This window comes from Kitasatospora sp. NPDC058184, from assembly GCF_042883725.1.
GTDB lineage: Bacteria > Actinomycetota > Actinomycetes > Streptomycetales > Streptomycetaceae > Kitasatospora.
The window spans coordinates 239,625-265,761 of the sequence record NZ_JBHVVE010000010.1; the positions used below are offsets into that span (position 1 = coordinate 239,625).

Below are 26,137 nucleotides of genomic sequence, written 5' to 3' on the forward strand. Positions count from 1 at the left end.
CGCGATCGGGCGGCCGCGGGTACGTCTGGCTCTGATCGGACGTCAGATCGAGTGGGTGGACGGCTCCGTCGGCGCTGGTATGTTCCAGGCGTGAACCGCGACACCAGCGATCTCGTCTCCCGCCTTGGCCGGCCTCTTCGACTGATCGTCACCGGCGGTGGAACGGGCGGCCACACCTATCCGGCCCTCACCGCGATCCGCGCCCTGCGCTCGCGTCTCGCCGGGGTCGACGGCGCCCTGGACGTGCTGTGGATCGGCACCGCCACCGGCCTCGAGGCCAAGGTCACCGCCGCCGAGGACATCCCGTTCAGGACCGTCGCCACCGGGAAGATCCGGCGCTCCGCCAACCCGCTCAAGCTGGTGTCGCCCGCCAACGTCAAGGACATGGGCCGCGTCCCCCTGGGCGTCGCGCAGGCCCGTTCCGCGATCGCCGGGTTCGGCCCGGACGTGGTGCTCGGCACGGGCGGCTACGTCGCCGTGCCGGTCGGGATGGCCGCCCGGATGTGCCACCGGCCGCTGGTGGTCCACGAGCAGACCGTCCGACTCGGCCTGGGCAACCGGGCCCTGGCCCGGATGGCGACCCGGGTCGCGGTCTCCTCCGAGTCGACGCTCCGGTACCTGCCCGAGTCCGCCCGTGCCACCGCCGTGGTGACCGGCAACCCGGTCCGCCCGGAGGTGCTGACCGGGCAAGGTGAGAAGGCGATCCAGGCGCTCGGCCTGTGGGGCTTCGACCGCGCCCTGCCGACCGTGTACGTCACCGGCGGCGCGCAGGGCTCCCAGCAGATCAACGAGCTGGTGAGCGAGATCCTGCCGTGGCTGCTCGGCCACGCCAACGTGGTCCACCAGTGCGGGCCCAGCCACGAGGCGGGGCTTCGGGAGCGGGCTGCGGCACTGCCGGAACACCTGCGCGCCCGGTACCTGGTGACCGGCTTCGTCGGCCCGGAACTGCCGGACGTGCTCGCCCTCGCGGACGTGGTCGTCTCCCGCAGCGGCGCGGGAACACTGGCCGAACTGACCGCGCTGGGGCGGGCCGCGGTGTTCATCCCGCTGGCGACGTCGGCCGGGAACGAGCAGGAGCACAACGCCCGCCACCTGGCCGATGCCGGCGCGGCGGTGGCCCTCCTCGGCCGGGCCGCCCCGGACACCCTCCAGGCGGCGATCGCCCCGCTGCTGACGGACCCGGCCCGCCGCGCGGACATCGCGCGACAGGCCGCCGAGCACGGCCGGCCGGACGCCGCCGACCGCCTCGTGGACGTACTGCTGTCGGTCGTGGGCCGCTAGTCCTCCAGGTCCGGCAGGTGCCGGACGGCGCCGGCCTGGATGGTGTCCACGCACACCTGGTAGGCGGCGTAGTCGCTCTCCCAGGGGTCGGGCACGTCCTCGCCGCTGACGTAGAGGTCGAGCTTGCCTGCGGCCGGGGTTCCGTCCGCCATGGTCCTGAGTTCGGCGAGGACGGCGTGGTCCATGGCCAGCACGGCGTCCGCCCAGTCGAGCATGCGGTGGTTGACCTTGACCGCGCGGTGGTCACGGATGTCGTACCCGGCGTCCTCGGCGGCGCGGATCGCGTTGCTGTGCGCCGGACCGCCGACGTGGCGCTCGCGCAGCCCGGCCGAGCGGACCTCGACCTTCTCCCCGCCGGTGTGGGCGAGGACCGCGGCGGCGAGCGGCGAGCGGTTGTGGTTGCCCAGGCAGACCACCAGGATGCGGTGGCGCTTCGGGTGGCGGAACATCTCACTCATCTTCGGCTCCTTGGTGTCGGTCACGCGGCGGCCTTGATCGCGTCGGCGAGCGCGGCGACCGTGTAGCGGACGCTGTCGTGGGTCATGGCGGGGTGGAACGGCAGGCCGAGGATCCGGCCGGCGACCTGTTCGGTGACCGGCAGGTCCCGGTGCCAGGCCGAGAACGCGGCTTGGGTGTGGTTGGGCGGGTAGTGCACGGCGACGCCGATGCCGTGCTCCCGCAGGTGGCGGAAGACCTCGTCGCGGTGGTGGTCGAGGACCACCACGCAGTTGAACGGCACGGTGTTCACCACGTCCACGTCGACCAGGTGGGCGCCGTCCAGGCCGGCCAGTTCGACCTGGTACGTGCGCCACAGGTGCTGGCGGTGTGCGGCGGTCTGCGGGAAGTGCTTCAGCTGGGCGACGCCGATGGCGGCATTCAGCTGGGACATGTCGAAGCGCATCCCGGGGCCCTGGACCTCGTAGGAGGTCATGGCGGCCCGGGCGTCATTGGACTGGACGATTCCGAACAGGCGCAGGCTGCGGAGGGTGTCGGCTTCCTCACGGGTGCGGGGAATGATCGTGCCGCCCTGGCCGGTGGTGAGGTTCTTGATCGGGTCGTGGGAGAAGCAGGTCAGCACGGCGGGGTCGGCGCCGACCATGGTTCCGTCCGGGCGGCGGGAGCCGAAGGCGTGGGCGGCGTCCTCGATGATCTGGATGCCCCGGTCGGCCAGGTGGTCGCGGATCGGGGTGAGGTCCACGGCCCGGCCGCCGTACAGCACGGGCATGACGGCGCGGGTGTTCGGAGTGAGGGCTTCGAGCACGGTGTCCGGGGTGACGGCCAGCATGCGGGGGTCGATCTCGGCGAAGCGGGGTGCGGCGCCGCTCCAGGTGATGGCCTGGACGCTGGCGCAGAAGGTGAGGGAGGGGAGGACGACGTCGTCACCGGGGCCGATGCCGATCGAGCGCAGAGCGAGGTGGAGTGCCGTGGTGCCGGAGTTCACGGCGACGGTGTGGGTGACGCCGATCAGGTCGGCGACTCCGGCTTCGAACTGGTCGGTGGCCGGGCCGTGGCCCCACTGGCCGCCGGGGAGGACGGCGGCCAGTGCGGCGGCTTCGGTGCCGTGCAGCAGCGGCGCGGCGTTGCGCTCGACGCCCGGGGGCCGCGTGGTGGTCGAGGCCAAGGCGGGTACTCCTTCGTCAGAGCGTGCCGGAGACAGCACGGGACTCGGTGGACATCACGGCGACGTACTTGGTGAGGAAGACGCCGCCGCGGTAGGTGAGCCGCCGATGGTCGACGGGCTGCCGGAAGAGGCCGTTCAGGGTCTGCCGGACCAGGTCGGCTCCGGCTTCCTCGGCGAGCAGGAATCCGGCGGCGAAGCGGGCGTTGATCTCGGTGATGACCACGCGCGGGTCGGCGCCGTCGGTGATGAAGCCCTGGACGTCCACCGGGCCGACGGCGCCGATCGCCCGGATCGCCTCGGCGACCCGCTTGGTGGCCTCCGGGTCGTCGATCGTGACAGCGACCATCGACATGCCGGCCTGGACCATCAAGCGCCGCCGCAGGATCGCGGAGGTGCGACCGCTGCGGTCCGTCAGGCAGTCGGCGGAGAACTCCACGCCCCGGACGCGCTGCTGGACGATCGGGGCGGGCACGAGTTCGCACAGCACGCGGGCCTGTTCGCGGGTCCGGCAGAAGTGCACGTCCTTGGAGCCCTGGCCGCGGCGCGGCTTGACGACCAGCTCGGTGCCGTCGGGGGTCTGGCCGATCCGGTCGGGCAGCCAGGTCTGCGGGGTGGGCACCCTCGCGGCGCGCATCGCCTGGTGGAACTCCCACTTGTCGCCCGCGGTGGTGACGCTGGCCACGGGCGGCAGCCAGGTTCGTACTCCGGCACGTTCCAGATGGCCGCGCAGGTGGACCAGCTGCGGAAGCTCGTTCTCGACGCAGCAGATCAGGGCGTCCGGCTTGAGGTCGTGCACCAGCTCCATCAGGTCCGCGGCGAACAGCGGGCTGTCGGCGCGGGCGATGGTGCGGGTGGTGATGCCGGGGGCGAGCAGGCCCGGCGCGAGGGGGTTGGAGTCGGTGCCGATGACCTCGTGGCCGAGCTTGAGGAGGGTGAGCGCGAGGTCGAGGCCAGGGGCCCCGCCGATGCCGGTCACCAGGATGCGGCGGAGCTCCGCCGGGTCAGGGGTGTTCACCTCGCGGCCTTTCACGCGGCGGCCCGCGCGGTGGCGGTCTGCCACCAGTCGGGGTTGCTGCGGTACCAGTCGACGGTCTCGGCGATGCCGGCCGCCAGGTCCTGCCGGGGCTGGTAGCCGAGCTGGGCGAGCTTGCCCCAGTCCATGGAGTACCGGATGTCGTTGGCGGCCCGGTCGGGCACGTAGGTGACCTGGTTCCAGGTGGCGCCGGTGGCACGCAGGAGCATGCCGGTCAGCTCGATGGTGGTCAGGTCGGTTCCGCCGCCGATGTTGTACGCCTGCCCGGGGATGCCCTTGTGGAGGACCAGCTCCACTCCGGCGCAGTTGTCGGTGACGTGCAGCCAGTTGCGGACGTGCTCGCCGTTGCCGTGGACGGTGGCCTTCTCCCCGGCCAGCAACCTGGTGACGAACAGCGGGATCAGCTTCTCCGGGTACTGGCGGGGCCCGTAGTTGTTGGAGGAGCGGGTCACGCACACCGGCACGCCGTAGCTGGAGTGGTAGGCCAGGGCGATCATGTCGGAGGCGGCCTTGGACGCCGAGTACGGCACGGTGGGGTTCAGCGGATCGGATTCGAAGGCGGTTCCGGTGGGCAAGGAGCCGTACACCTCGTCGGTCGAGATGTGGACGAACTTGCGCGTGCCGATGCGGCGGGCGGAGTCGAGGAGCGTCTGCGTGCCGAGCACGTTGGTGGAGACGAAGTTCCCTGCATCGGTGAGGGAGCGGTCGACGTGGGACTCGGCGGCGAAGTGGACCACGGCGTCGTGGGTCTCCATCAGGGCGTCGACCAGGGTGCGGTCGAGGATGTTGCCCTGGACGAAGGTGAACTTCTTGGAGTCGGTGATGCCGTCGAGGTTGCCGAGGTTTCCCGCGTAGGTGAGGGCGTCCAGGACGGTCACCTTGGCGATGTCGTCGGCGTCGACGAGGCGGCGGGCGAAGTGCGATCCGATGAAGCCGGCACCGCCGGTGACGAGGATGTTCTCCATGGGAGTCACCAATCTGGGTGAGGTATGGCGAGGGTCAGGCGGAGTAGGCGGGCAGCAGGTTGCGGTCGAGGGCCTCGACGAGGCTCAGGCTGTTGCCCACGACGACGGAGGCGGGCTCGGGCGGCCACTCGATGGCGAGGTCCGCGTCGAGCGGGTCGATCGTCAGGAACTTCTCAGGACGGTGCAGCTCGCTGAGCAGGTAGGTGACGCTGGAGCGGTCCGCCAGAGCGAGGGTGGCGTGCCCGACGCCGGGCGGCACGAACAGCGAGGTCCGCCGCTCGGCGTCGAGGCGTTCCAGGTGCCAGCTGCCAAATGCGGCCGATCCGGTCCGCAGGTCCACCAAGGCGTCGAGGACCGCTCCGTCGGTGCAGGTGAGGTACTTGGCGTGGCCGGCGGTGGCGACACTGATGCCGCGGAGCGCGCCGAGGCGGGACACGACGGTGTTGGCCTGGGCCAGGCGGAATGTCCGGCCGGTGGCTGCACGGAACACGTCCTCCCGGAAGAACTCCTGGAGCTCGCCGCGGACGTCGCGGCAGGCGTTCGAATCGAAGGCGAACGCCCCGGGGACGGCGAGTGGACGGGCCCTCACCGGCGGCCGTCCTCGACGAACCAGTCCGGCGCGCTGGTCGGGACCGCCCCTTCGAGGTGGGTCTCGGCGTGGTGGACCAGCAGTCCGAGCACACCGAGGGCAACGACGTTGAGTGCGGCCCAGGACACGGTGAGGAACGCCCCGAAGCGGTCGTGGTCGGCGGGAACAGGGCGCGCGGGACCGCACACACCGCTGGTCAGGGTGGTACCGGGCAGAAGCACCGGGCCGGCGAGCGGGTCGGCGGCGATCCGAGGCATGGGTGAGAAGGCGGTGGCGAGTACGCGCATGGCGAGGAAACCCTTCGAGGGGCAGGGTCGGACGGGAGGCGTCAACGGGCCCGGGGTGGGGAAAGCCAAGGGCTTCGCTCGACGGCCCGACTTACTGATAGACAGTCAACTCCTGGATCCACCAACAGCGCTGGCGCCATTGAAGGGGCCATTTTCTCCGCGGGGGCCGCTTAGGGGGGCCAGGTTCGGGCACTGGACGGTCAGATGCGCAGGGAGCAGGCATGATGGCACCGGACGGCATCGGCGTACTGCTGCGGGAGCGCCGCGAAGCCACTGGCCGTTCGCGCGAAGAGCAGGCCCTGTTCCTGGTGCGGCTCCAGGACGGGGAACCGTTCGACGCGGGGAACTTGAAGCGGTGGGAGAAGGAGAAGCGGCTTCCGACTCCCCGGTGGTACCAACTGCTCGCCGAAGGCTACGAACTGACGGTCCAGGAGATCGTCCGGGCGGTGACCGCCTCCAGGCGCTGGCGCAGGGCAACCCGTCATGCTGACGGCGTTGACGGAGAGGAGGAGACAGCGGTGAAAAGGCGGAGCTTTCTCAGTGTGGCAGCACTGGCAACGGGAATCACGGCGGTGCCCGGCATCGCCGAAGCGCGGACGGGTATCAATGCGGGACTCTCCGGCTCCGATGCCGGCGACCTCGCCTATCTCGACGGGGCCTTCGAGCGCCACCGCGGCGGCTACCACGGGCGCTCACCAGTCGTCGTCCTCGACCAGATGAAGGCCGACCTCAACCTCCTGCGCGACGTACTGGGACGCCCGCACCCCGCCGGCATCCGTACCGACCTCGCACTCACCCATTCCCCGTCGATCATGGTCCGGGCGCTCCTGGAGATGGACGCCGCCACGTGCCTGTGCTCCGACGGCGACCCCACCAGCGCCGTGGACAAGGCCGTCGATGTCTGGGAGAAGCTGCCTCCCGCGTACCGCGGCGGATTGATCCGCACCCGCGCCGAAGCCCTGCGGCAAGTCCTGCCCGGGGCAGCACATGACCGCCTCGAGGAGGCCCTGGCCACTCCGTAGTTTCCGCCGTGCCGCGCCGACCGGCTCGTCGGCACTTGGAACGGTCAGCCGCTGCGGTCTCGCACCGGGACCAGGACGCCCCATTCCTCATCTGTTCCCTGTTCACCCCGCATTGGTTCCGTTCCGCCGCGATCGTGATCGCGGCGGAACGGCACAAGAAACTGCGGTCTTCTCACGCTTTCTTGCCTTCTGCACAGGAAGTCGATCGGGCCGACTTCCTGTGCAGAAGGCAAGAAATACCGCCACCCCGGCCCTGTTGTGCCACCCCTATCCAGCACTTTCTCTGGGTTCCGCTCCTCGACATGTCGAGGAGCGGAACCCGGATTCTCATCTTCATTCCTCAAGGAATCCGCAGGCCACACCTCATCGAGGCAAGCCACCGCACCTGTTCTCAATAGCCGGCATGCCTTTTGTGTTGCCCGCCTCGCCACCCAAGCGAGGCGGGCAACACAAAAATCCTTCTCTTTCCCGATCTTGTTGAAGCATTTCCCTTCCGGTGTGGCCCCTCGAATCATCGAGGGGCCACACCAGAATCTCCGCTGCTTGCAATCCTGATTCATTGGCGCGTCACCCTCCTCTTCCGGGGAGGGTGACGCGCTTGTTTTTCTTCCTCATACGGATTTTCGTGTGGGGCCGGGTGGGTGTCGGCGCCGCTCCCACCACGGTGGGGGCGGGGCTTCGTGGTGTCGGGTAACGCTTCGGCATCCTCCGCTCCGCCCACCATTGACACCCCTACGACAGGGCGCTTACGGTCCTTCCCTAGCGACTGGAAAGTTTCCTAACAGTTCGTCCGAAACCCGCCCGCTCCCCACGCCGGGGACACCCGCGGGACGTCGACGACCAGCCGGAAGAGGAGGATGCCGGGCATGACCAAGAGCACCGCCAAGGCCCCCCTCGCCGGCACCCCCAGTCTGCTGCGCGCCATCAACGACCGCGCCGCCCTCGAACTGCTGCTGGAGAACGGGCCGCTCTCCCGTACCCAGATCGGCACCCTCACCGGGCTGTCCAAGCCCACCGCCTCCCAGCTGCTGGCCCGGCTGGAGGCGGCCGGGCTGGTCCTGCCGGTCGGTACCACGGCGGGCGGGCCCGGTCCCAACGCCCGGCTGTACCAGGTGAATCCGGCCGCCGGGTACGTCGCCGGACTGGACGTCACCAACAGCGGCATCGAGGTCGCCGTCGCCGACATCACCGGCACCACGCTGGCCGGGCACACCGTGCCGACCAAGGGCGTCCCGGCGGCCGCGACCGTGCCCACCGTCGCCGCCGCGGTGGCCGAGGCGGTCCGGGCCGCCGGTCTGCCCGAGGGCGCCCTGCGCACCGTCGCGATCGGGGTCGGCGGCGCCCCCGACCCGGTCACCGGCAAGCTGCGCTACGCCTCCCATCTGCCGGGCTGGCACTCGCCGCGGCTGGTCGAGGAGCTGACCGAGGCGATCGGCGCGCCGGTGTCGATCGAGAACGACGTGAACCTGGCCGCCGTCGCCGAGCGCTCCTCGGGCGCCGCGGCCGGCTTCGAGGACTTCGTCCTGCTCTGGGCCGGGGCCGGGGTCGGCGCGGCGATCGTGATCGCCGGGCGGCTGCACCGCGGCTTCACCGGCGGCGCCGGGGAGGTCGGCTACATGCCGCTGCCCGACTCCCCGGTCGAGTGGGACGCCCGCCGCCGCAAGTTCGGCGGGTTCCAGGCGCTGGTCGGCGCGCCCGCCGTCCGGTCGCTGGCCCGTGAGCACGGGCTCGGCGCGGCCACCGCGCAGGAGTCCATCGCCAGGGCGCTGGCCACCCCCGGCGCCGGCGACGCCTTCCTCGCCGAGCTGGCCGGGCGGCTCGCCGTCGGGCTGGCGGTGATCGTCGCCGTCGTCGACCCCCAGCTGGTGGTCCTCTCCGGTGTGGTGCCGAGCGCGGGCGGCGAACGGCTGCGCGCGCTGGTCGAGGACGAACTGGCGCGGATCTCCATCGCCCGGCCGGAGGTCCGCAGCACCGCCCTGTCCGGCTCGCCGGTCCTGCTCGGCGCCCTGCAACGTGCCCTGTCCGACGCCCGCGAGGCGGTCTTCTCCACCCACTGACGTCCGCCCCCGATCAACTCGACGCACCCACTGACGCTCCCCCTGTCACCTCGCCACCTGCACCCACCTCTCCCCAACCCCCGAACGCGGGACCCGAGGCAACGAGGCCTGCCCGCGCACCCCCAGGAGGATCCCGAAGTGCACGCCACCACCTCCCGCAGAGGCCGCCGCACGATCGCCGCCGTCGCCGGCAGCGCCGTCCTGGCCCTGCTCGCCTCCGCCTGCACCGGTTCCAGCGACTCGGGCGGCTCCGACGACTCGGCCAGCGGCAAGGACGTCACCATCACCTTCTGGCACGGCTGGAGCCAGGAGAACGAGAAGAAGGCGATCAACGACAACATCGCCGCCTTCGAGAAGGCCCACCCCAACATCCACGTCAAGTCCGTGGACGGCCTCGAGGACGACAAGGTCAACCAGGCCCTGCGGGCGGGCGGCTCGGACGCGCCGGACGTGGTCTCCTCGTTCACCACCAACAACGTCGGCATGTTCTGCTCGACCAAGGCCTTCGTCGACCTCAAGCCGATGCTCCAGAAGAGCGGCATCGACCCGGTCAAGACCTTCCCGGCCGCGATGCTCAACTACACGCAGTTCCAGGGCAACCAGTGCTCGCTGCCGCTGCTCGGCGACGCGTACGGCCTGTACTACAACAAGAAGGCCTTCGCCGACGCCGGCATCGCCAACCCGCCGAAGACCTTCAGCGAGTTCGCCGAGGACGCCGCCAAGCTGACCGTCGCCGACGGCGACTCGTACAAGCAGCTCGGCTACATGCCGCTGTACCACGGCTACGAGTCCACCACCGAGCACTTCCTCGGCCAGTACGGCGCGACCTACTTCGGCGCCGACGGCAAGTCGAACATCGCCACCGACCCGAAGGTCGCCGCGATGTTCAAGTGGCAGAAGGGCCTGGTCGACCAGCTCGGCGGCTACGACAAGCTGGAGAAGTACCGCGCGACCTTCGGCGAGGAGTTCAGCGCCAAGAACCCCTTCCACACCGGCCAGGTCGCGATGGCCCTCGACGGCGAGTGGCGCACCGCCTCGCTCGCCAAGGACAAGCCCGACTTCGAGTGGGCCACCGCCGCCTTCCCCGTCCCGGACGACCAGGCCGACACCTACGGCCGCGGCTACCAGACCGGCACCATCATCGGCATCGCCAGCACCAGCAAGAAGCAGGCCGCCGCCTGGGAGTTCGTCAAGTACCTGACCACGGACACCGACGCGGTGGTGAACTTCTCCAACGCGATCCACAACGTGCCGAGCACCTTCGAGGCGCTGGACTCGCCGAAGCTGGTGAGCGACCGGAACTTCAAGACCTTCCTGGACGTCGCCAAGAACGCCCACTCCGGCACCACCCCGCCGGCCGTCAACGGCGGCAGCTACATCATCACCCTGCAGAACCTCGGCTACGACTACGAGTCCGGCAAGCAGGGCGACCTCCAGGCGGGTCTGGCCGCCACGGCCAAGCAGATCGACACCGACATCGCCCAGGCCAAGTAGGCCGGGGAACGGTCCACGGAGCTCCCATGTCACTCGCGTTCGGCACCCGCAAGGGAAGCGACGAGGCCGACGCGGGACCGACCGGCCCGGCGGCGCCCTCCACGCAGCACCTGCTGCGCCGGAAGCGCCGCCGGGAGGCGGCCCGCACCCTCGCCTTCCTCTCCCCCTGGCTGATCGGGTTCAGCGTCTTCTTCGCCTACCCGCTCGTCTCCACCGCCTACTTCTCCTTCACCTCGTACAACGGCTTCGGCGCCCCGACCTTCAGCGGCCTGAAGAACTGGGACTACGTCTTCAACCACCTGCCGACCTTCTGGCAGGGCCTGCGCAACACCCTGTGGCTGGTCGTCGTGATGGTGACCCTGCGGGTCGTCTTCGGCCTGGGCATCGGGATGCTCATCACCAAGGTGAAGACCGGCGCCGGCTTCTTCCGCACCGCCTTCTACCTGCCCTACCTGGCCCCGCCGGTGGCCGCCACCGTCGCCTTCGCCTTCCTGTTCAACCCCGGCACCGGCCCGGTCAACCACCTGCTGGGCGAGCTCGGCCTGCCGCAGCCCGGCTGGTTCGCCTCCGCGGACTGGTCCAAGCCCGCGCTCACCCTGCTCGCCATGTGGGGCGTCGGCGACCTGATGGTCATCTTCATGGCCTCGCTGCTGGACGTCCCCCGGGAGCAGTACGAGGCGGCCTCGCTGGACGGCGCCGGCCCGTTCCAGCGGTTCCGGTACGTCACCCTGCCGAACATCTCGCCGATCATCATGTTCGCGGTGGTCACCGGGGTGATCCAGACCATGCAGTACTACACCCAGGCGATCGTCGCCGGGAAGGTCGCCAGCGGCATCGCGGGCGGCTCCGGCCAGCCCTTCGAGCCCGGCTTCCCGAACGGCTCCACCTGGACCCTGCCGCAGATGGTCTACAAGCTCGGCTTCCAGAGCTTCAACTACGGCGCGGCCTGCGTCGTCGCCCTGGTGCTGTTCGCCATCTCGATGGCCGTCACCTCGATCCTGCTCCGCCGCCGGTCCGGCTTCATGGCGAGCGACGACTAGCGGCCCGTGAGGACCTGATCATGACTCTTGGCTCCACGCTCACGAGGGCACCGGCCGCGGCCGGCCCCTCCCGCCCCGGCGGACCCGCCGCCCGGGCCGCCCGCCGCCGCGCGGCCCTCAACTGGGTGGCCGTGCACGCGCTGGCCATCGCCGCCGCGCTGTTCTTCCTGCTGCCCTTCGTGTTCGTCTTCCTCACCTCGGTGATGTCGGACCGGCAGGCGCTCACCACCGACTACTGGCCGACCAGCTGGAACTGGGGCAACTACGGCAAGGTCTGGGACACCCCCGGCTTCCTCACCTGGTGGCGCAACACCCTGCTGTACGCCGTGGCCGGCACCGTGCTGACCGTGGTCTCCAGCCTGCCGGTGGCCTACGCGCTCGCCAAGTTCCGCTTCCGCGGCCGCAACCTGGCGCTGATGGCGGTCATCGCGATGATGATGCTGCCGCCGCAGGTCACCGTCATCCCGATGTACCTGTTCTGGTCCAAGCAGATGGGCCTGAGCAGCTCGCTCTGGCCGCTGATCATCCCGATGGCCTTCGGCGACGCGTTCACCATCTTCCTGCTGCGCCAGTTCCTGATGACCATCCCCAGGGAGTACATCGAGGCCGCCCGGATCGACGGCTGCGGCGACCTGCGCACCCTGCTGCGGGTGGTCCTGCCGATGGCCAAGCCGGCCATCGCCGCGGTCGCGCTGTTCCAGTTCTTCTACTGCTGGAACGACTACTTCGGCCCGCAGATCTACGCCAGCAACAACCACGACTCCTGGACGCTCAGTTACGGGCTGGAGTCCTTCAAGGCCGCCCACCACACCAACTGGAACCTCACCATGGCCGCCACCATGATGGTGATGGCCCCGGTGATCGTCCTCTTCTTCTTCGCTCAGAAGGCCTTCATCGAAGGCGTGACACTGACAGGGGTCAAGGGCTGATGTCCGCACTGAAGTTGGCAATCGTCGGCGGGGGTTCGACGTACACTCCGGAGCTGATCGACGGCTTCGCCCGGCTGCGCGACACCCTGCCGGTCGGCGAGCTGGTGCTGATCGACCCGGCCGCCGAGCGGCTGGAGCTGATCGGCGGCCTGGCCCGGCGGATCTTCGCCCGGCAGGGCCACCCCGCGGTCGTCACGGTGACCACGGACCTGGCGGCGGGCGTCGCGGACGCCGACGCCGTGCTGCTCCAGCTGCGCGTCGGCGGGCAGGCGGCCCGCAACCAGGACGAGACCTGGCCGCTGGAGTGCGGCTGCGTCGGGCAGGAGACCACCGGCGCCGGCGGGCTCGCCAAGGCGCTGCGCACCGTCCCGGTGGTGCTGGACATCGCCGAGCAGGTGCGCCGGACCAACCCGGACGCCTGGATCGTGGACTTCACCAACCCGGTCGGCATCGTCACCCGGGCGCTGCAGACCGCCGGCCACAAGGCCGTCGGGCTGTGCAACGTCGCGATCGGCTTCCAGCGCAAGTTCGCCGGGCACCTGGGCGTGGACCCGGAGCTGGTCCGGCTCGACCACGTCGGGCTCAACCACCTGACCTGGGAGCGCGGGGTGACCCTGCTGGACGCCCCGGGCGCCACGACCGGGCGCGAGGTGCTCCCCGAGCTGCTCTCCTCGCACGGCAAGGAGATCGCCGAGGACCTGCACCTGCCGCAGGCCGTCATCGAGCGGCTCGGCGTCGTGCCGTCCTACTACCTGCGGTACTTCTACCAGCACGACGCCGTGGTGGCGGAGCTGAGGGAGCAGGGCTCGCGGGCCGCGCAGGTCGCCGAGATCGAGCGGCAGCTGCTGGAGCTGTACGCCGACCCGGCCCTGGACACCAAGCCCGAGCTGCTCGGCAAGCGCGGCGGCGCCTTCTACTCGGAGGCGGCCGTCCAGCTGATCGCCGCGCTGCTCGGCACCGGCGGCGGCACGTCCGTCCAGGTGGTGAACACCCGCAACGACGGCGTGCTGCCGTTCCTGCCGGACGACGCCGTCATCGAGGTGCCGGCCGAGGTGGACGCGCGGGGCGTGCGCCCGCTGCCGCAGCGGCCCGTCGAGCCGCTGTACGCCGGACTGGTCGCCGCCGTCACCTCGTACGAGCAGCTCGCCCTCGACGCCGCCCTGCGCGGCGGCCGCGACCGGGTCTTCGACGCCCTGCTCGCCCACCCGCTGGTCGGCCAGATCGAGCTGGCCGACCAGCTCACGGACCGCCTGCTCGCCCACAACCGCGAGCACCTCGCCTGGGCCTGACCCGGCCCGCTCCGCGCCGTCCGGCGACCGCCCCCGGTCGCCGGACGGGCACCGCGAGGAGACCGTCCACCCCCGGCCGGGGACCTTTCGGCCGGGCCACCCGGCCGGGACCACCGCCGGGCACCCGGCCGACGACCAACGGCCCGGGCCACGTACGAGCCGCGGGGACCTGATGACCCACCAGCCCGAACCACTCCTGCCCGGCGTCCTCGCCATCGACGCGGGGAACTCCAAGACCGACGTCGCCCTGATCGGCACCGACGGCAGCATCCTCGGCACCGCCCGCGGCGGCGGCTTCGAACCGCAGAAGATCGGCGGCGCGGCGGCCGTCGCCGGCCTCGCCCCGCTGGTCGAGCAGGCCGCCGCCGAGGCCGGCCACCCGTCCTGGAGCGGCGTGCTCACCGGCCACGTCAGCGCCTGCCTGGCCAACGCCGACCTGCCGGTCGAGGAGGAGGCGCTGCGGGTGGCGCTGGAGTCCCACCCCTGGGGCGCCGGCAACACCGTCGTCAACGACACCTTCGGCCTGCTGCGGGCCGGCACCGACGGCCCGCGCGGGGTCGCGGTGGTCTGCGGCGCCGGGATCAACTGCGTCGGCCTGCTGCCGGACGGCCGCACCGCCCGCTTCCCCGCCCTCGGCGAGCTCACCGGCGACTGGGGCGGCGGCTCCGGACTCGCCGTCGCCAGCATGTGGCACGCTGTCCGCGCGGAGGACGGGCGCGGCGGGCCGACCGGGCTCGCCCGCGCCATCGCCGAGCACTTCGGCCTGCCCGGCGCCGGCGCCGTCGCCGAGGCCGTCCACCTCGGGCACCTGCCGAACGCGCGGCTGCACGAGATCGTCCGGGTACTGTTCGCCGTCGCGGACGAGGGCGACGAGGTGGCGCGGGGGCTGATCGACCGCCAGGCCGACGAGATCGTCCGGCTCGCGGTGGTGGCGCTCCGCCGCCTGGACCTGCTGGACACCCCGACCCCGGTGGTGCTGGGCGGCGGCGTGCTCGCCTCCCGGCATCCGCTGCTGCTGGACAACGTGACCGCCCGGCTCGCCGAGGCCGCGCCGCTGGCCGAGCCGCGCGTCGTCGTCGCCCCGCCGGTGCTCGGCGCGGCGCTGCTCGGCCTCGACCACCTGGCGGCGGGCGCGCGGGCGCAGGCCCGGGTGCGCGAGGCGTACGAGGCGGACCGGCCGGTGGCCGCCTGACGGCCGCCACCTGCTCCCCTGCCGCCGCCTGACGGCCGCTCACCGGCTCCCCTCCCCCGCCGGATCCGCACATCCGGCGGGGGAGGGGCCCTGGCGGGAACCACGGGCCGGGCCCCGGTCGTGTTAAGCGGGTACCGCCAACCGCCGCCGCCCGGGGAGACTTGTGTCATGGCCACCCCCCGCATGCTCCTCGCCGCCGCCCTGCTGGCCTGCGGCGCCGCCGCCCTCACCGGCTGCACGCCCGCCGACTCCGGCCCCACCGTGGCCGCCGCCTCCGCCGCCGCGCTGGCCGACGAGGGCGCGGACGACCTGCTGGACGAGGACGACGGCCTCTTCTACGAGGAGGAGGAGTACTACTCCGGCTCGGCCGAGCCGTCCGCCGCCTTCTCCTCCGCCTCGCCCGACTCGTCCGCTTCGCCCGACGTGCCCGCCCCGCCGGACTCGCCGGACGCGCCCGCGTCTCCCGACGAGCCCTCCGCCGAGCCCTCCACGGAGTCTTCCGCCGGGCCCGGGTGCGCCGTTCCCACCGGCCGCCCCGGCCACGAGTTCCTCGTCGTCGTCTCCGCCGGACCGGCCGAACTCACCGCCCGGTCCGCCCGCTTCAGCTGCGGCTCCGCCCGCTACGAGCCCGTCGGCAGCCCCGTCCACTACGGCTTCGCGGGGGCGGGCGTGGCGGCGACCCTGGTCGACGTCACCCACGACGAACCGGCCAGGACCGTCCCCCTCGACGAGCTGATCGCCCACATCGACGACTGCCTGGCCGAGCGCGAACCGGCCGACCCGTACGGCTGCCACGGCAACGCCTACGACGTGGTGCTGGACTCGCACGGCCGGATCATGCGGATCGGCGAGGTCGAGGGCCCCTGAGTCGGCCTTCGGCGACGACCTGACGGCGCATACGGTGTAGAAGCGCCTCTCAACTGTTGGCATTCGGCTGCGCTACGCGCATCAACCCACGTCCAGCTGCGGGCTTTTGACGTTCGCTACGTCCGCCCGGGCGTTCCTTGGGGCGGGTCTTACCCTTTGCGTGCTTGAAGCGGTTTCGGCGGCGGTGCTTTGCTTCCGGCGGTCGGCAGTGAACCGGTCCCCCATCCCACCCCGCTGGTCGTCCCTGACGGGCCGCCGGCAGGTCCGGCTCGCCGTCGTCGTGCTCCTCCCCCTTCGTCCCCCACCGTGCCGCCGCGCCGTACCCGGCCGCGGCCGGCACCAGAGAGGAACCCTCACGATGGGCATCTCCCCCACCTCCCGCCGGATGCGACTGCGGGCCCTGACCGGGCTCAGCGCCCTGGCGCTGGCCGCCGCCGGCTTCGCGGCCGCCCCGGTCGCCCAGGCCGCCCAGGACAACCGGCCGGCCGGCGAGTTCGCCGGACAGCCGCACCCCTACCGGCACGGCGCGCACCCGACCAAGGAGGCCGGAAACTCCGCGAAGGCGGCGGGCAACAACCTCAGCTACGGCGGTGGCGTCGACGGCATCGGCGTCACCACCGGCGCGCCGAAGGTCTACCTGGTCTTCTGGGGCTCCCAGTGGGGCACCCAGGGCACCAACTCCAGCGGCTACACCACCCTGACCGGCGACCCGAAGGGCGAGGCCGTCCGGGCGCAGCAGCTGTTCAAGGGCCTCGGCACCAACAGCGAGACCTGGTCCGGCGTCATGACCCAGTACTGCGAGGGCGTCGCCGCGGGCGCGACCAGCTGCCCGACCGGTTCGACGCACGTCGGCTACCCGACCGGCGGCGCGCTGGCCGGCGTCTGGGTCGACGGGTCCGCCGCCGCGCCGGGCCAGGCCAGCGGCAACCAGCTGGCCGCCGAGGCCGTCAAGGCGGCCGGGCACTTCGGCAACACCACCGCCGCCTCCAACCGCAACGTGCAGTACGTGGTGCTGTCGCCGACCGGCACCCACCCGGACGGCTTCAACACCCCGAACGGGGGCTTCTGCGCCTGGCACGACTGGAACGGCGACACCACCCTGAGCGGCGGCGCGGCCTCCTCCCCGTACGGCGACGTGGCGTTCACCAACGACCCGTACGTGACCGACATGGGCAGCTCCTGCGGCCAGAACTACGTCAACAGCGGCAGCGCGGGCACCCTGGACGGCGTGACCATCGTGTACGGCCACGAGTACTCGGAGACCATCACCGACCAGAACCCGGCGGGCGGCTGGACCGACTCGACCGGGTACGAGAACGCCGACAAGTGCTCCTGGAACGGGGTCGGCGGGACGGGCGGCGCGCAGAACGTGACGTTCGCGACGGGCTCGTTCGCCATGCAGGGCACCTGGTCGAACGGCGTGAGCGGCTGCCAGATCTCGCACGCGGTCGTCCACTGACGACCGGGTGAGGCGAGCGCCGGAGTGGGCCGTGCGGGCCCGCTCCGGCGCTCTCGCGTGACGCGCTCTGCATGCTTTTCGCGCGTTACGCGCCTTACGCGCTTTTACGCGCTTCACACGCTTCTACGCGCTGACCAGCCCGAACTCGTAGGCCTGGATGACCAGGTGGACCCGGTCGCGGGCGTCGAGCTTGGTGAACAGCCGGGCGACGTGGGCCTTGGCGGTGGCCACGCTGATGGTGAGCTCCGCGGCGATCTCGGCGTTGGACAGGCCCCGGCCGACCAGGGTGAGCACCTCCCGCTCGCGCTCGGTGACGGCCTCGGCGACCGGCCTGCGGGGCCTGGCCGCGGCGTCGGCGTCCGGGCGGGCGGCGAACTCGCCGATCAGCCGGCGGGTGATGCCGGGGGCCAGCAGGGCGTCCCCGGCGGCGACCACCCGGACGCCGTCCAGGATGGTCTCCAGGGCGAGGTCCTTGACCAGGAAGCCGCTCGCCCCGGCCCGCAGCGCGCCGTAGACGTAGTCGTCGTCGTCGAAGGTGGTGAGGACGAGGACGTGGGTGGGCAGGTCCGGGTCGGCGGTGATCCGGCGGGTGGCCTCGATGCCGTCCATGCCGGGCATCCGGATGTCCATCACGGCGACGTCGGGGCGCAGCCGGGCGACCAGTTCGACGGCCTCGGCGCCATTGCCGGCCTCGCCGACCACCTCCAGGTCGGGGGCGTCGGCGATCAGCACGCGCAGGCCGGTGCGGATGAGCGGCTGGTCGTCGACCAGGACGACACGGATCACGGTCCCACCTCCACGGGGGTCTCGACGGCGGTCCCGACGGCGGTCCCGACACCGGGCTCGCCGGGGGTCTGCACGGCCGGGGTCCGCACGGCCGGGCTCTCGGGGAGCGGCAGCCGCGCGGCGACCCGGAAGCCGCCCTCGGGGCGCGGGCCGGCGGCGAACTCGCCGTCCAGCAGGGCGACCCGCTCGCGCATGCCGGCCAGCCCGTAGCCGGTACCGGGGGTGCCGGTCGCCGCGCCCGCGCCCAGGTCGACGACGGTGACGTCGAGTTCCCGCGGCCCGTACCCGACGGTGACGTGGCAGTCCCGGGTGCCGGAGTGCTTGACCACGTTGGTGACCGCCTCCTGGACGATCCGGTAGGCGGCGAGGTCCACCTCGGACGGCAGGGGACGGGCTTCGCCGCGGCGGGTGAGCGCCACCCGCACCCCGGCGCCCGCCGCCTTCTCCACCAGCCGGTCCAACTCACCCAGTCCGGGCATCACTTCGAGCGGCGCCGGCTCCCCCTCGACCTGCCGCAGCGCGCCGAGCATCCGGCGCAGCCCGGCCAGGGTCTCCCGGCTGGTGGCCTCGATCGCCTCCAGGGCGGCCCGGGTCTCGGCGGGCTGGGTGTCCATGACCCGGCTGCCCATGCCGGCCTGGATCGCGATGATGCCGATGTTGTGGGCCACCATGTCGTGCAACTCACGGGCGATGCGCAGCCGTTCGGCGGTGATGGCCTGCTCGGAGGCCCGGCCGCGCAGCGCCTCCGCGTGGGCCCGGCCCTGGTGCACGGTGTTGCCGATCAGCCAGGCGATCAGCACGGTGGCCGCGAAGCCCCCGTAGGCGAGCGGGTTGACGGGGTAGTCGTTGACGGCGCCCCAGAGCAGCAGCCCGGCGAGGGTGGCGAGCGGCAGCGCCAGGGCGGTGAGCGAGACCCGGCGGGAGCGGGTGGCCGCGCAGTAGCCGACCACCGCGTCGGCGATCAGGAACTGGAGCGGCGCCGCCTCCGGGACGCCCCACATCCCGAGCGCGAACATCCCGCCCCCGAGCGCCACCACGATGGCGAGCAGCGGCAGCCGGACCAGCAGCGTCGCGACCAGGGTGGTGACCACCGCGGTGACCACCATCGGCATGTCCTCGGGATTGCCGTGGTAGTTCAGCAGGTGGTGCAGCTCGTTCTCGCGCGTGAAGAAGCGGAACACGACCAGGGCCGTCCACAGCGCCCCCACCCACACGCCCGCGGGCAGGCGCCTGAGCAGCGGCGGACGGGGTTCGGTGATCATGACGCGATGGTAGCGGCGGCCCGGACGGCGGCACATTGGCCCGGGGGCGTAATCCCCTGGACCAGTGCGGCCGCCCGCGGTTGTGGCCCGCGGCCCGATGCCCGGGCGGGGCCCGACCGGCAGCGTTGTCCCCGTGATCGAGATCGAGCGACTGACCAAGCGGTACGGCGCCACCACGGCCGTCGACCAGTTGACCTTCACCGTCCGGCCCGGCACCGTGACCGGCTTCCTCGGCCCCAACGGGGCGGGCAAGTCCACCACACTGCGGATGATCCTGGGCCTCGACACCCCCACCGGGGGGAGTGCCACCGTGGCCGGGGTGCCCTTCGCGAACCGGCCGCGCGGCCTGCGGCACGTCGGAGCCCTGCTGGACGCGGGCGACGTGCACGGCGGGCGCAGCGCCCGGGCCCACCTGTCGGCCCTGGCCCGGAGCAACCGCATCCCGCTCCGGCGGGTGGACGAGGTGCTGGCCGAGGTCGGGCTCGCCAAGGCCGCCGGGCGCCGGATCGGCGGCTACTCGCTGGGCATGAAGCAGCGGCTCGGCATCGCCGGCGCGCTGCTCGGCGACCCGCCGGTGCTGCTCTTCGACGAACCGCTCAACGGGCTGGACCCGGAGGGCGTGCTCTGGGTGCGCGGACTGTTCCGCCGGCTCGCCGCCGAGGGGCGCACCGTCTTCGTCTCCAGCCACATGATGGCCGAGATGGAGCACACCGCCGACCGGCTGGTGGTGATCGGGCGCGGCCGGCTGATCGCGGACGAGAGCCTCGCCGAGTTCTCGGCCCGCAACGCGGTCTCCTCGGTGGCCGTCCGAGGACCCGAACTCGCCTCGCTGGCCGGGGTCCTGCGCGCGGAGGGGGCCGAAGTACGGCTGACCGAGCCGGGGTTCGGGACCGTCACCGGGATGCCGGCCGAACGGATCGGCGAACTCGCGCTGCGGCACGGCGTGGTGCTGCACGAACTGGCCGCCCGGACGTCGTCGCTGGAGTCGGCGTTCATGTCCCTGACCGCCGACAGCGTCGAGTACCTGGCAGGAGAAGCCCGATGAGCAGCATGGCCCTTGGTTCCACCGGTTCCACCGGTTCCGGCGGTTCCGGCGGTTCCGTCGCCGAGCCGGCCCCCCGGTTCCTCGACCTGCTCGCCGCCGAGTGGATCAAACTGCGCTCGCTGCGCTCCACCTACTGGGTGCTGGCGCTGGCCTCGCTGGTGGCGATCGCGGTCAACGTGAACGCCGTCCACACCGACCTGACGTACATCGACCACCCGCCCGCGCCGATGCCCGGGCGCTCCCCGTACACCTACGACCCGCTGTTCCACGGCCTCGGCAGCATCGCGAGCGACCTGATGGCGGTCGCGGCCGGCAGCCTCGGGGCGATCACCGTCTTCGGCGAGTACACCACCGGCCTGATCCGCACCACCTTCGCCGCCGTCCCGGACCGGCGCGGCGTGATCGCGGCCAAGGTGCTGCTGATCGGCGGGATCACCGCGCTCGCCGGGCTCGCCGTCTCGGCGCTCTCCTTCCTCACCATCAACGCGATGCTGGCCTCCCGGCACGTCGGGCTCTCCATCACCGACGAGGGCTGCCTGCGGGCCGTGCTCGCCTACGCGGCGATCGTGCCGGTCTGCGCGCTGATCGGGATGGCGCTGGGCGCGCTGCTGCGGCACGCCACCGCCTCGATCGTGTCGCTGGTGATGCTGATGTTCATCCTGCCGATGATGTTCGGCGGGGACCGCTACCGGTGGCTGAAGGAGATCGGCACCCATTTGCCGCTGGCCACCGTGCAGCGGCTCACCATCACACCGAACTCCAGGACCACGATGGGGAAGTACGCGCCGAGCGTGCTGGACTCGTGGATCACCATGGGGGTGTGGGGCGCGGTGGCGGTGGCGGTGACGGTGGTCGTGGTGCGGCGGCGGGACGTGTGAGGCCCCGGGTCGCCCCGGGCCTCGGGCCGCCCCGGGGCCTCGGGTCACCCCAGGCCGAGGCGCCGTGCCGTCGCGGCGGGCAGCGGGTACGGGCGCTCGGGCGGCAGCAGCCGCTGCGCCTTCGCCGCCTGCCCGCCGCGGACCAGCGCGGCGATCCGCTGCACCTGCGGGGTGAGGTCGGTGAGCCCGACGACCCACTCCTCGGCGTAGCGGCGGACCAGCGACCGGCCGACGCCCACCTGGATGCTGTAGTGGTTCAGCGCCGCCCCGCGCAGCGACCGCTCCGGGTCCCACTGCACGTGGACCTCGGCGCGGGCCACCTCGTCCGGGTGCGCGGTGGTCAGGACGGCGCGGGCGAGCGCCTCCTCCCAGCCCTCCCGGGTGATCCGGACCGCCAGCACCCTGGTCTGGCCGGGCTTCTGCGCCCAGTTGCTGCGGTGCATCAGCCAGCGGAACGAGGGCTTGATCCACGTCATCCGGTGGAAGCCGAACGGCGCCGTGAACCGGCCCGCCGCCAGCGCCGCGTCGGCGATCGCCGGCGGGTAGGCCTGGTAGAGCACGATCGTCCGCCCGTCGTGGTCGGCCCGGATCTCGCGCAGAGCGGTCATCCCGCGCCACCCCCTTCCGCCCCGGCACGCTGCCCGCCCGGCCACGCTGCCAGCACCGACGGCACGGCGCAACGGGATTAGGGCACGCCAACGGGCGCGGCGCGACGGCCCCCGGGGTCAGGCCGCGGCGGTGCCCGCCTTGGTGCGGAAGGCGCCGAGGGTGGCCGCCGGGACGCCGCAGGAGGGGAGGAAGGAGGCGGCGCCGCCGTGGTGGGTGCGGACGCGGTCGAGGAAGACGGACATGGCCTCGGCCGGGGCCTCCAGGAGGGGCGCGGGGATGGTCAGGTTGCGGCCCCGGGAGTCGGTGACGCGGGAGGTGGTGCGGTCGTTGAGGGCGGTGCGGTGGCGCTCGGCGAGGCCCGCGAAGATCTGCGGGAGGGCGTCGGCGGTGCGGGTGTAGTCGGCGACGATGCGCTCGGCGGGGACGCCGAGGAGGTCCAGCAGGAGGGCGGTCAGCAGGCCGGTGCGGTCCTTGCCGGCGGCGCAGTGCAGCAGGACGGCGCCGGGGCGGACGGTGGCGTCGACGGCGGCGGCCACCGCGTCGGGCGCGGACTCGGCCAGCAGGACGTAGAAGTCGCCCAGGTCGGCGGCGGTGGCCATGGTGCCCATCCGCGCGGTGAGGGCGTCGGTGGCGGGGTTCACCGGGGCGGCGACGACGGATATCCCGGCGGACTCGGCGGCGGCCCAGTCGGCGGGGTCGGTCTCGCGCGGGTCGCGCAGGTCCACGATGGTGCGGATGTCGCAGCCGCGCAGCTGGGCGACGGTGGCCTCGTCGGCGGCCGGGAACGGCTGGGCGGAGCGGTACAGCACACCGGGGCGGACCCGCCGGCCCTCGGGGTCGCCGAGGGCGGCGGCGTCGCGGAAGTTGACCAGGGACATGCGGGAGGCCTTTCGGTGGGGCCGCACCCGGGAGGAGACGGGGAGATCCGGAGGCGGAGACATCTAGACGTCTAGATGTGTAACCCCTCGGGGGGCCGCCGGGCAAGCCTCGGTGGCGCGGGTCTCGCCGACGCGGGCCTCGATCGGTACATCCTTCTATCCCACGCCCATCGCCCGCCCACGGCGACCCGGGGGCCGCGGTGTCCCGTACGGCACGGCGCCCGGGCGGCCCGAGCGGTGACGAGGGGCGCAGGCGGCACAGGCGACACAGGCGGCCCGAGCGGCGCAGGCGGCCCGGGCGGGCTCCGTAGGATCGGGCCCGTGGCGACGAACCCCCCGGACACCCCGAGCTCCCCGAACACCCCGGTGTACCGCCGCCTGGCCCGCCGGCTCCAGGAGCGCGTCGACGCCGGCGCCTACCCGCCCGGCACCCGGCTGCCCAGCGAGCCCGAGCTGAGCGCCGAGTTCGGCGTGAACCGGCTGACCGTACGGCAGGCGGTGGCGGAGCTGGAGCGGGCCGCCGTGGTGGAGATCCGCCGGGGCGTGGGCACCTTCGTCCGCCCGCCCGCCGTCCGGGTGTCGATCGCCGTGGACCCGCGCAGCCAGCGCTTCGACCTCGGCAGCGTGCCCACCGCGCTGCCGAACGACGAGTCCACCGACGGCGAGTTCGTGGTGGCCGCCCCGCCCGTCACCGGCTCGGCGCAGGACGCGGAGGCGGCCCGCCAGCTGGGCCGCACTCCCGCGGAGCTGTCCCGGGTGGACTCGGTGATCCGGCTGGGCGGGCGGGCCCGGGCGGCGTGCAGCTACTGGGTGCCGTTCGGCCCGCTGCCCGCCGAGCTGGTCCGGCCGGGCCGCCCCGGGAACCTGGTGCCGGACCTGGCGCGGGCCGCCGGGGTGGAGCTGGAGTACGACTGGCGGGCCTTCGGCGCCGTCGGCGCGGACCTCGCGGACGCCGAGCTGCTGGGCGTCCCGCCGGGCACCGCGCTGCTGGTGCGCGAGGGGGTCAGCTGCACCCCGGACGGCGCTCCGGCGCTGTACGTGCGGCGGCGGATCGACGGCAGCAGCGCCCGCTTCGTCCTGCACTTCCGGGACCGGTAGCGGGGGCCGCCGCGGCGGGCGGCAGCGGCCGGTGGCCGGGGCCTCCTCGGCTGGTGGCAGGGGCCGGTGGCCGGGGCCTCCTCGGCTGGTGGCAGGGGCCGCCGCGCCCGTTCCCGGCCGGAGCGCCCCTGATAAATTCAGCGCCGAAATACCGGGCCGCACGGGGGTTGGCAGGACAGGGTGACCGAGGAGATCGACTACGACATACCGACCGAGCTGGCCGAGGTCTACCTCGTGCTGCTCGCCGACGTCTCCCGCACCGGCCGGCTGCTGCGCCGCGAGGAGCTGGAACGCCTGCGAAGGCTCGGCGAGCACTGCGCCGAGGCCGGGCACGGGCTGCGCGAGGTGGTCGCGCACTGCCTGGCCGCGGCCCGGCGGGCCTGGCAGACCCTGCCCGGGACGACCTCCGCGAGCAGCGTCACCGAACTGCGCCGGACCGGCGACGCGGTACTGGCCGCCACCGACGCCGCGCTGGCCGCGCTGGGCGAGGGCCACGAGCGGGCCCAGCGCCTGGCCGTCCGCCAGGAGGAGGCCGCCCGGCGGGAGTTCATCGACGACCTGCTGTTCGGCCGCAGCGACCTCGGGCTGCTCGCCGAGCGCGCGGAGCGGTTCGGGCTGCGGCTGGCGGGCGCGTACACGGTGGCGGTCGCGGTGGGCGACGAGCCGTTCGCGGACGTCCATCCGCTGGTGCACCGGGTGGAGCGGGAGCTGGCCGGGCGGTTCGGCGAGCGGGACGTGCTGCTGGCCAGCAAGGACGGCCGGCTGGTGTGCATCGCCCCGGACTCCGAGCGGGCCGTGCTGGACGCCTTCGCCGAGCTGACGCTGCGCCCGGGGAGCGGCCGCGGCTACCAGCCGGTCCGGCGGGTGGCCACCGGCCGCCGGCACTCGGGGCCGAGCGGGGTGCTGCGCAGCTACGAGGAGGCGCTGGACGCCCTGGACTACGCGCAGCGGCTGGGCCTGCCGGCCCGGCAGCTGCGGGCCGAGGAGCTGCTGGTCTTCCCGGTGCTGATGCGCGACCGGTCGGCCATGGCCGACCTGGTGCGCACCGTGCTCGGCCCGCTGACCGAGGCGCGCGGCGGCGCCCGTCCGCTGCTGGACACCATCGCGGTGCAGGCGGAGGCCGCGTACGTGAACGCGGAGGCGGCGCGCCGACTGGGCCTGAGCGTGCGCACCCTGGGCTACCGGCTGGAGCGGATCAAGGCGCTCACCGGGTACGACCCGGCGGACGCGCTCCAGCGCTTCACCCTGGAGACGGCGGCCATGGGGGCGCGGCTGCTGAACTGGCCGGAACAACCGCTGTAGTGCGCGGGACTACCGCTGTAGTGCTCGGAACAACCGTTGTAGTGCGCGGAACTACCGCCGCGGTGCGCGGCGTTACCGCCGTGGTGCGCTGGACTACCGCCGTAGTGCGCGGCACGACGGCCGTAGTCCCCGCCGCCCAGGGAAGGGCCGCCGCGGTCCCGCCGCGCGAAACCCGCGCGGCGCCGCTGCGACCGTCCGGCGCCCGTCCTGTTGCCTGGTTGTTGCAGTGTCACGCGGGCCGCGTGTACCAGGGTGTCAAGAGGGCGTAAAGATTGCCGGATCCTGGCAATGTGCGACGGGCCCCGGCGCTGTCATGATCTCCCCGGTGCCGAAGCGCGGCGCCGGTGGAGAGGCGGGGGAGGGTGGCCGGGATGGGGGGATTCTTCGCGGCCGCGCTGGCCTTTCCGACGGCGCTGTTCAGCTTCGCGCTGGTGGTGGTGGTCGGGTACTGGTTGCTGATGCTGGTCGGCGGCCTCGTTCCCGGCGCCGTGCACGGGGGGCACGACGCCGGGCACCACATGGACGTCGGGCACGCGGGGCACCACCTCGGTGCCGAGCACGGGGGGCACGTCGGACACGGGGGGCACGGTGCCGGGGGGCACGGTGCCGACGGGGGACCCGACCGACCCGGTGCGGGCCACCACACGGGCGTGCTGGACGCGCTGGGACTGGGCGGGGTGCCCGTGACGGTGGCGGTGTCGCTGCTGGTCGCGCTCGCCTGGTTCGTCAGCCTGGCCGGCACCGTCCTCACCTCGGGGGCGCCGGCGCGCGGCGGCGTGTTCGTCGTCGCGCTGGCCGCCTCCTGGGCGGGCACCCGGGTGCTCGTCCGGCCGCTGTCGCGGCTGTTCCCGCAGGACCGGCCGGCCACCCGGGGGGACTTCGTCGGCCGGGTCTGCGTGATCCGGACCGGCCGGGTGACGGCCGACTTCGGGCAGGCCGAGGTCACCGCGGAGGACGGCTCCACCGCGACCGTCCAGGTCCGCACGGCGGAGCCCGAACCGGGCCTGACGGCCGGGCGGACCGCCCTGATCTTCGACTACGACGCCGTGGGCGAGCACTTCCTGGTGGCGCCCTTCGAGCCGCCGTCCACCGGCGTCTGATCCCCGGCCTCCCGTTCCCCGGCCGGCCCTCCGCCACCGCACTTCCCTTTCGCA

At 72.9% G+C, this 26,137-nt stretch carries 25 protein-coding genes; 15 read left to right on the forward strand and 10 right to left on the reverse strand.

All coding sequences use genetic code 11. From position 1 onward, the window contains the following. Window positions 1-90: 90 nt before the first annotated feature. Complete coding sequence (locus ACFVXH_RS21200; protein WP_380743553.1) at window positions 91-1,281, forward strand: glycosyltransferase; 1,191 nt, start codon at window positions 91-93, stop codon at window positions 1,279-1,281. Here ACFVXH_RS21200 and ACFVXH_RS21205 read toward each other — a convergent pair. Genes ACFVXH_RS21205 through ACFVXH_RS21230 form a run of 6 tightly spaced genes read right to left on the reverse strand, consistent with a single transcriptional unit; the run spans window position 1,278 to window position 5,776 of the window. Beyond that, window positions 1,278-1,739: a low molecular weight phosphotyrosine protein phosphatase gene (locus ACFVXH_RS21205; RefSeq protein WP_387825968.1), complete on the reverse strand. Its 462-nt coding sequence runs from the start codon at window positions 1,737-1,739 to the stop codon at window positions 1,278-1,280. The two genes, ACFVXH_RS21200 and ACFVXH_RS21205, sit on opposite strands and share 4 nt — an antisense overlap. Before the next feature lie 20 nt (window positions 1,740-1,759). Beyond that, complete coding sequence (locus tag ACFVXH_RS21210) at window positions 1,760-2,902, reverse strand: DegT/DnrJ/EryC1/StrS family aminotransferase (protein ID WP_387825970.1); 1,143 nt, start codon at window positions 2,900-2,902, stop codon at window positions 1,760-1,762. A gap of 16 nt (window positions 2,903-2,918) precedes the next feature. Further along, window positions 2,919-3,917, reverse strand: coding sequence for an ATP-grasp domain-containing protein (locus ACFVXH_RS21215; protein WP_387825973.1), 999 nt, complete (start codon window positions 3,915-3,917; stop codon window positions 2,919-2,921). Between the two features lie 11 nt (window positions 3,918-3,928). Further along, entirely contained in the window at window positions 3,929-4,900 is a 972-nt protein-coding gene (rfbB, locus tag ACFVXH_RS21220) for a dTDP-glucose 4,6-dehydratase (protein ID WP_074005612.1), read from the reverse strand. Window positions 4,901-4,934: 34 nt separating this feature from the next. Continuing rightward, window positions 4,935-5,489, reverse strand: coding sequence for a dTDP-4-dehydrorhamnose 3,5-epimerase family protein (locus ACFVXH_RS21225; RefSeq protein ID WP_387825976.1), 555 nt, complete (start codon window positions 5,487-5,489; stop codon window positions 4,935-4,937). After that, window positions 5,486-5,776, reverse strand: a complete 291-nt coding sequence (locus tag ACFVXH_RS21230; protein ID WP_387825979.1) for a hypothetical protein — start codon at window positions 5,774-5,776, stop codon at window positions 5,486-5,488. The genes ACFVXH_RS21225 and ACFVXH_RS21230 overlap by 4 nt, the downstream gene beginning before the upstream one ends. A gap of 221 nt (window positions 5,777-5,997) precedes the next feature. Here ACFVXH_RS21230 and ACFVXH_RS21235 point away from each other — a divergent pair, with 221 nt between their 5' ends. From ACFVXH_RS21235 to ACFVXH_RS21275, 9 genes are all read left to right on the forward strand, one after another. Beyond that, window positions 5,998-6,798 (forward strand): hypothetical protein, encoded by an 801-nt coding sequence (locus ACFVXH_RS21235; RefSeq protein ID WP_259316757.1) that lies wholly within the window; start codon window positions 5,998-6,000, stop codon window positions 6,796-6,798. Window positions 6,799-7,664: 866 nt separating this feature from the next. Continuing rightward, window positions 7,665-8,855 (forward strand): ROK family transcriptional regulator, encoded by a 1,191-nt coding sequence (locus ACFVXH_RS21240; protein ID WP_049651468.1) that lies wholly within the window; start codon window positions 7,665-7,667, stop codon window positions 8,853-8,855. A 138-nt stretch (window positions 8,856-8,993) separates the two neighbouring features. Beyond that, window positions 8,994-10,349 carry an ABC transporter substrate-binding protein gene (locus ACFVXH_RS21245; protein WP_387825983.1) on the forward strand — a complete coding sequence of 452 codons (1,356 nt, stop codon included), beginning with the start codon at window positions 8,994-8,996 and terminating at the stop codon, window positions 10,347-10,349. A 26-nt stretch (window positions 10,350-10,375) separates the two neighbouring features. Further along, window positions 10,376-11,389, forward strand: a complete 1,014-nt coding sequence (locus tag ACFVXH_RS21250; RefSeq protein ID WP_117489905.1) for a carbohydrate ABC transporter permease — start codon at window positions 10,376-10,378, stop codon at window positions 11,387-11,389. A 20-nt stretch (window positions 11,390-11,409) separates the two neighbouring features. Further along, complete coding sequence (locus tag ACFVXH_RS21255) at window positions 11,410-12,318, forward strand: carbohydrate ABC transporter permease (RefSeq protein WP_049651466.1); 909 nt, start codon at window positions 11,410-11,412, stop codon at window positions 12,316-12,318. Further along, a complete protein-coding gene (locus ACFVXH_RS21260; RefSeq protein WP_380781835.1) occupies window positions 12,318-13,607 on the forward strand; it encodes a 6-phospho-beta-glucosidase in 1,290 nt (429 codons plus the stop codon). Before ACFVXH_RS21255 ends, ACFVXH_RS21260 begins: the two co-directional genes overlap by 1 nt. Before the next feature lie 172 nt (window positions 13,608-13,779). Continuing rightward, window positions 13,780-14,799 carry an N-acetylglucosamine kinase gene (locus ACFVXH_RS21265; protein WP_387825988.1) on the forward strand — a complete coding sequence of 340 codons (1,020 nt, stop codon included), beginning with the start codon at window positions 13,780-13,782 and terminating at the stop codon, window positions 14,797-14,799. Window positions 14,800-14,967: 168 nt separating this feature from the next. Beyond that, window positions 14,968-15,666 (forward strand): hypothetical protein, encoded by a 699-nt coding sequence (locus tag ACFVXH_RS21270; protein ID WP_387825991.1) that lies wholly within the window; start codon window positions 14,968-14,970, stop codon window positions 15,664-15,666. Between the two features lie 358 nt (window positions 15,667-16,024). Continuing rightward, on the forward strand, window positions 16,025-17,125 hold the full coding sequence (locus ACFVXH_RS21275; RefSeq protein ID WP_387825994.1) for a hypothetical protein: 1,101 nt from the start codon (window positions 16,025-16,027) through the stop codon (window positions 17,123-17,125). Window positions 17,126-17,248: 123 nt separating this feature from the next. Here the strand turns inward: ACFVXH_RS21275 and ACFVXH_RS21280 are convergent, their stop codons facing one another. Both ACFVXH_RS21280 and ACFVXH_RS21285 read right to left on the reverse strand, forming a co-directional pair. Then, the gene (locus tag ACFVXH_RS21280; protein ID WP_049653795.1) at window positions 17,249-17,911 is read right to left on the reverse strand and encodes a response regulator transcription factor; all 663 of its coding nucleotides are present in this window, start codon (window positions 17,909-17,911) and stop codon (window positions 17,249-17,251) included. Continuing rightward, a complete protein-coding gene (locus ACFVXH_RS21285; RefSeq protein ID WP_387825997.1) occupies window positions 17,908-19,173 on the reverse strand; it encodes a sensor histidine kinase in 1,266 nt (421 codons plus the stop codon). Before ACFVXH_RS21285 ends, ACFVXH_RS21280 begins: the two co-directional genes overlap by 4 nt. A 133-nt stretch (window positions 19,174-19,306) precedes the next feature. Here ACFVXH_RS21285 and ACFVXH_RS21290 point away from each other — a divergent pair, with 133 nt between their 5' ends. Together ACFVXH_RS21290 and ACFVXH_RS21295 are read left to right on the forward strand one after the other, a co-directional pair. Next, window positions 19,307-20,218: an ABC transporter ATP-binding protein gene (locus tag ACFVXH_RS21290; RefSeq protein WP_387826000.1), complete on the forward strand. Its 912-nt coding sequence runs from the start codon at window positions 19,307-19,309 to the stop codon at window positions 20,216-20,218. After that, window positions 20,215-21,096, forward strand: coding sequence for an ABC transporter permease (locus tag ACFVXH_RS21295; protein ID WP_387826003.1), 882 nt, complete (start codon window positions 20,215-20,217; stop codon window positions 21,094-21,096). The genes ACFVXH_RS21290 and ACFVXH_RS21295 overlap by 4 nt, the downstream gene beginning before the upstream one ends. 44 nt (window positions 21,097-21,140) lie before the next feature. On the opposite strand, the gene ACFVXH_RS21300 is transcribed toward ACFVXH_RS21295, so the two are convergent. Beyond that, the gene (locus ACFVXH_RS21300) at window positions 21,141-21,704 is read right to left on the reverse strand and encodes a DUF4291 domain-containing protein (RefSeq protein WP_117489895.1); all 564 of its coding nucleotides are present in this window, start codon (window positions 21,702-21,704) and stop codon (window positions 21,141-21,143) included. 117 nt (window positions 21,705-21,821) lie between these two features. Further along, window positions 21,822-22,583 carry a tyrosine-protein phosphatase gene (locus tag ACFVXH_RS21305; RefSeq protein ID WP_387826006.1) on the reverse strand — a complete coding sequence of 254 codons (762 nt, stop codon included), beginning with the start codon at window positions 22,581-22,583 and terminating at the stop codon, window positions 21,822-21,824. A gap of 321 nt (window positions 22,584-22,904) precedes the next feature. Here ACFVXH_RS21305 and ACFVXH_RS21310 point away from each other — a divergent pair, with 321 nt between their 5' ends. The 3 genes from ACFVXH_RS21310 to ACFVXH_RS21320 all read left to right on the forward strand — a co-directional run bounded on the left by ACFVXH_RS21310 (window position 22,905) and on the right by ACFVXH_RS21320 (window position 26,083). Continuing rightward, window positions 22,905-23,681: a GntR family transcriptional regulator gene (locus ACFVXH_RS21310; RefSeq protein ID WP_380742112.1), complete on the forward strand. Its 777-nt coding sequence runs from the start codon at window positions 22,905-22,907 to the stop codon at window positions 23,679-23,681. Window positions 23,682-23,861: 180 nt separating this feature from the next. Beyond that, the gene (locus ACFVXH_RS21315) at window positions 23,862-24,983 is read left to right on the forward strand and encodes a PucR family transcriptional regulator (protein WP_387826009.1); all 1,122 of its coding nucleotides are present in this window, start codon (window positions 23,862-23,864) and stop codon (window positions 24,981-24,983) included. A 371-nt stretch (window positions 24,984-25,354) separates the two neighbouring features. After that, a complete protein-coding gene (locus ACFVXH_RS21320; protein ID WP_387826012.1) occupies window positions 25,355-26,083 on the forward strand; it encodes a hypothetical protein in 729 nt (242 codons plus the stop codon). Window positions 26,084-26,137: the final 54 nt, after the last annotated feature.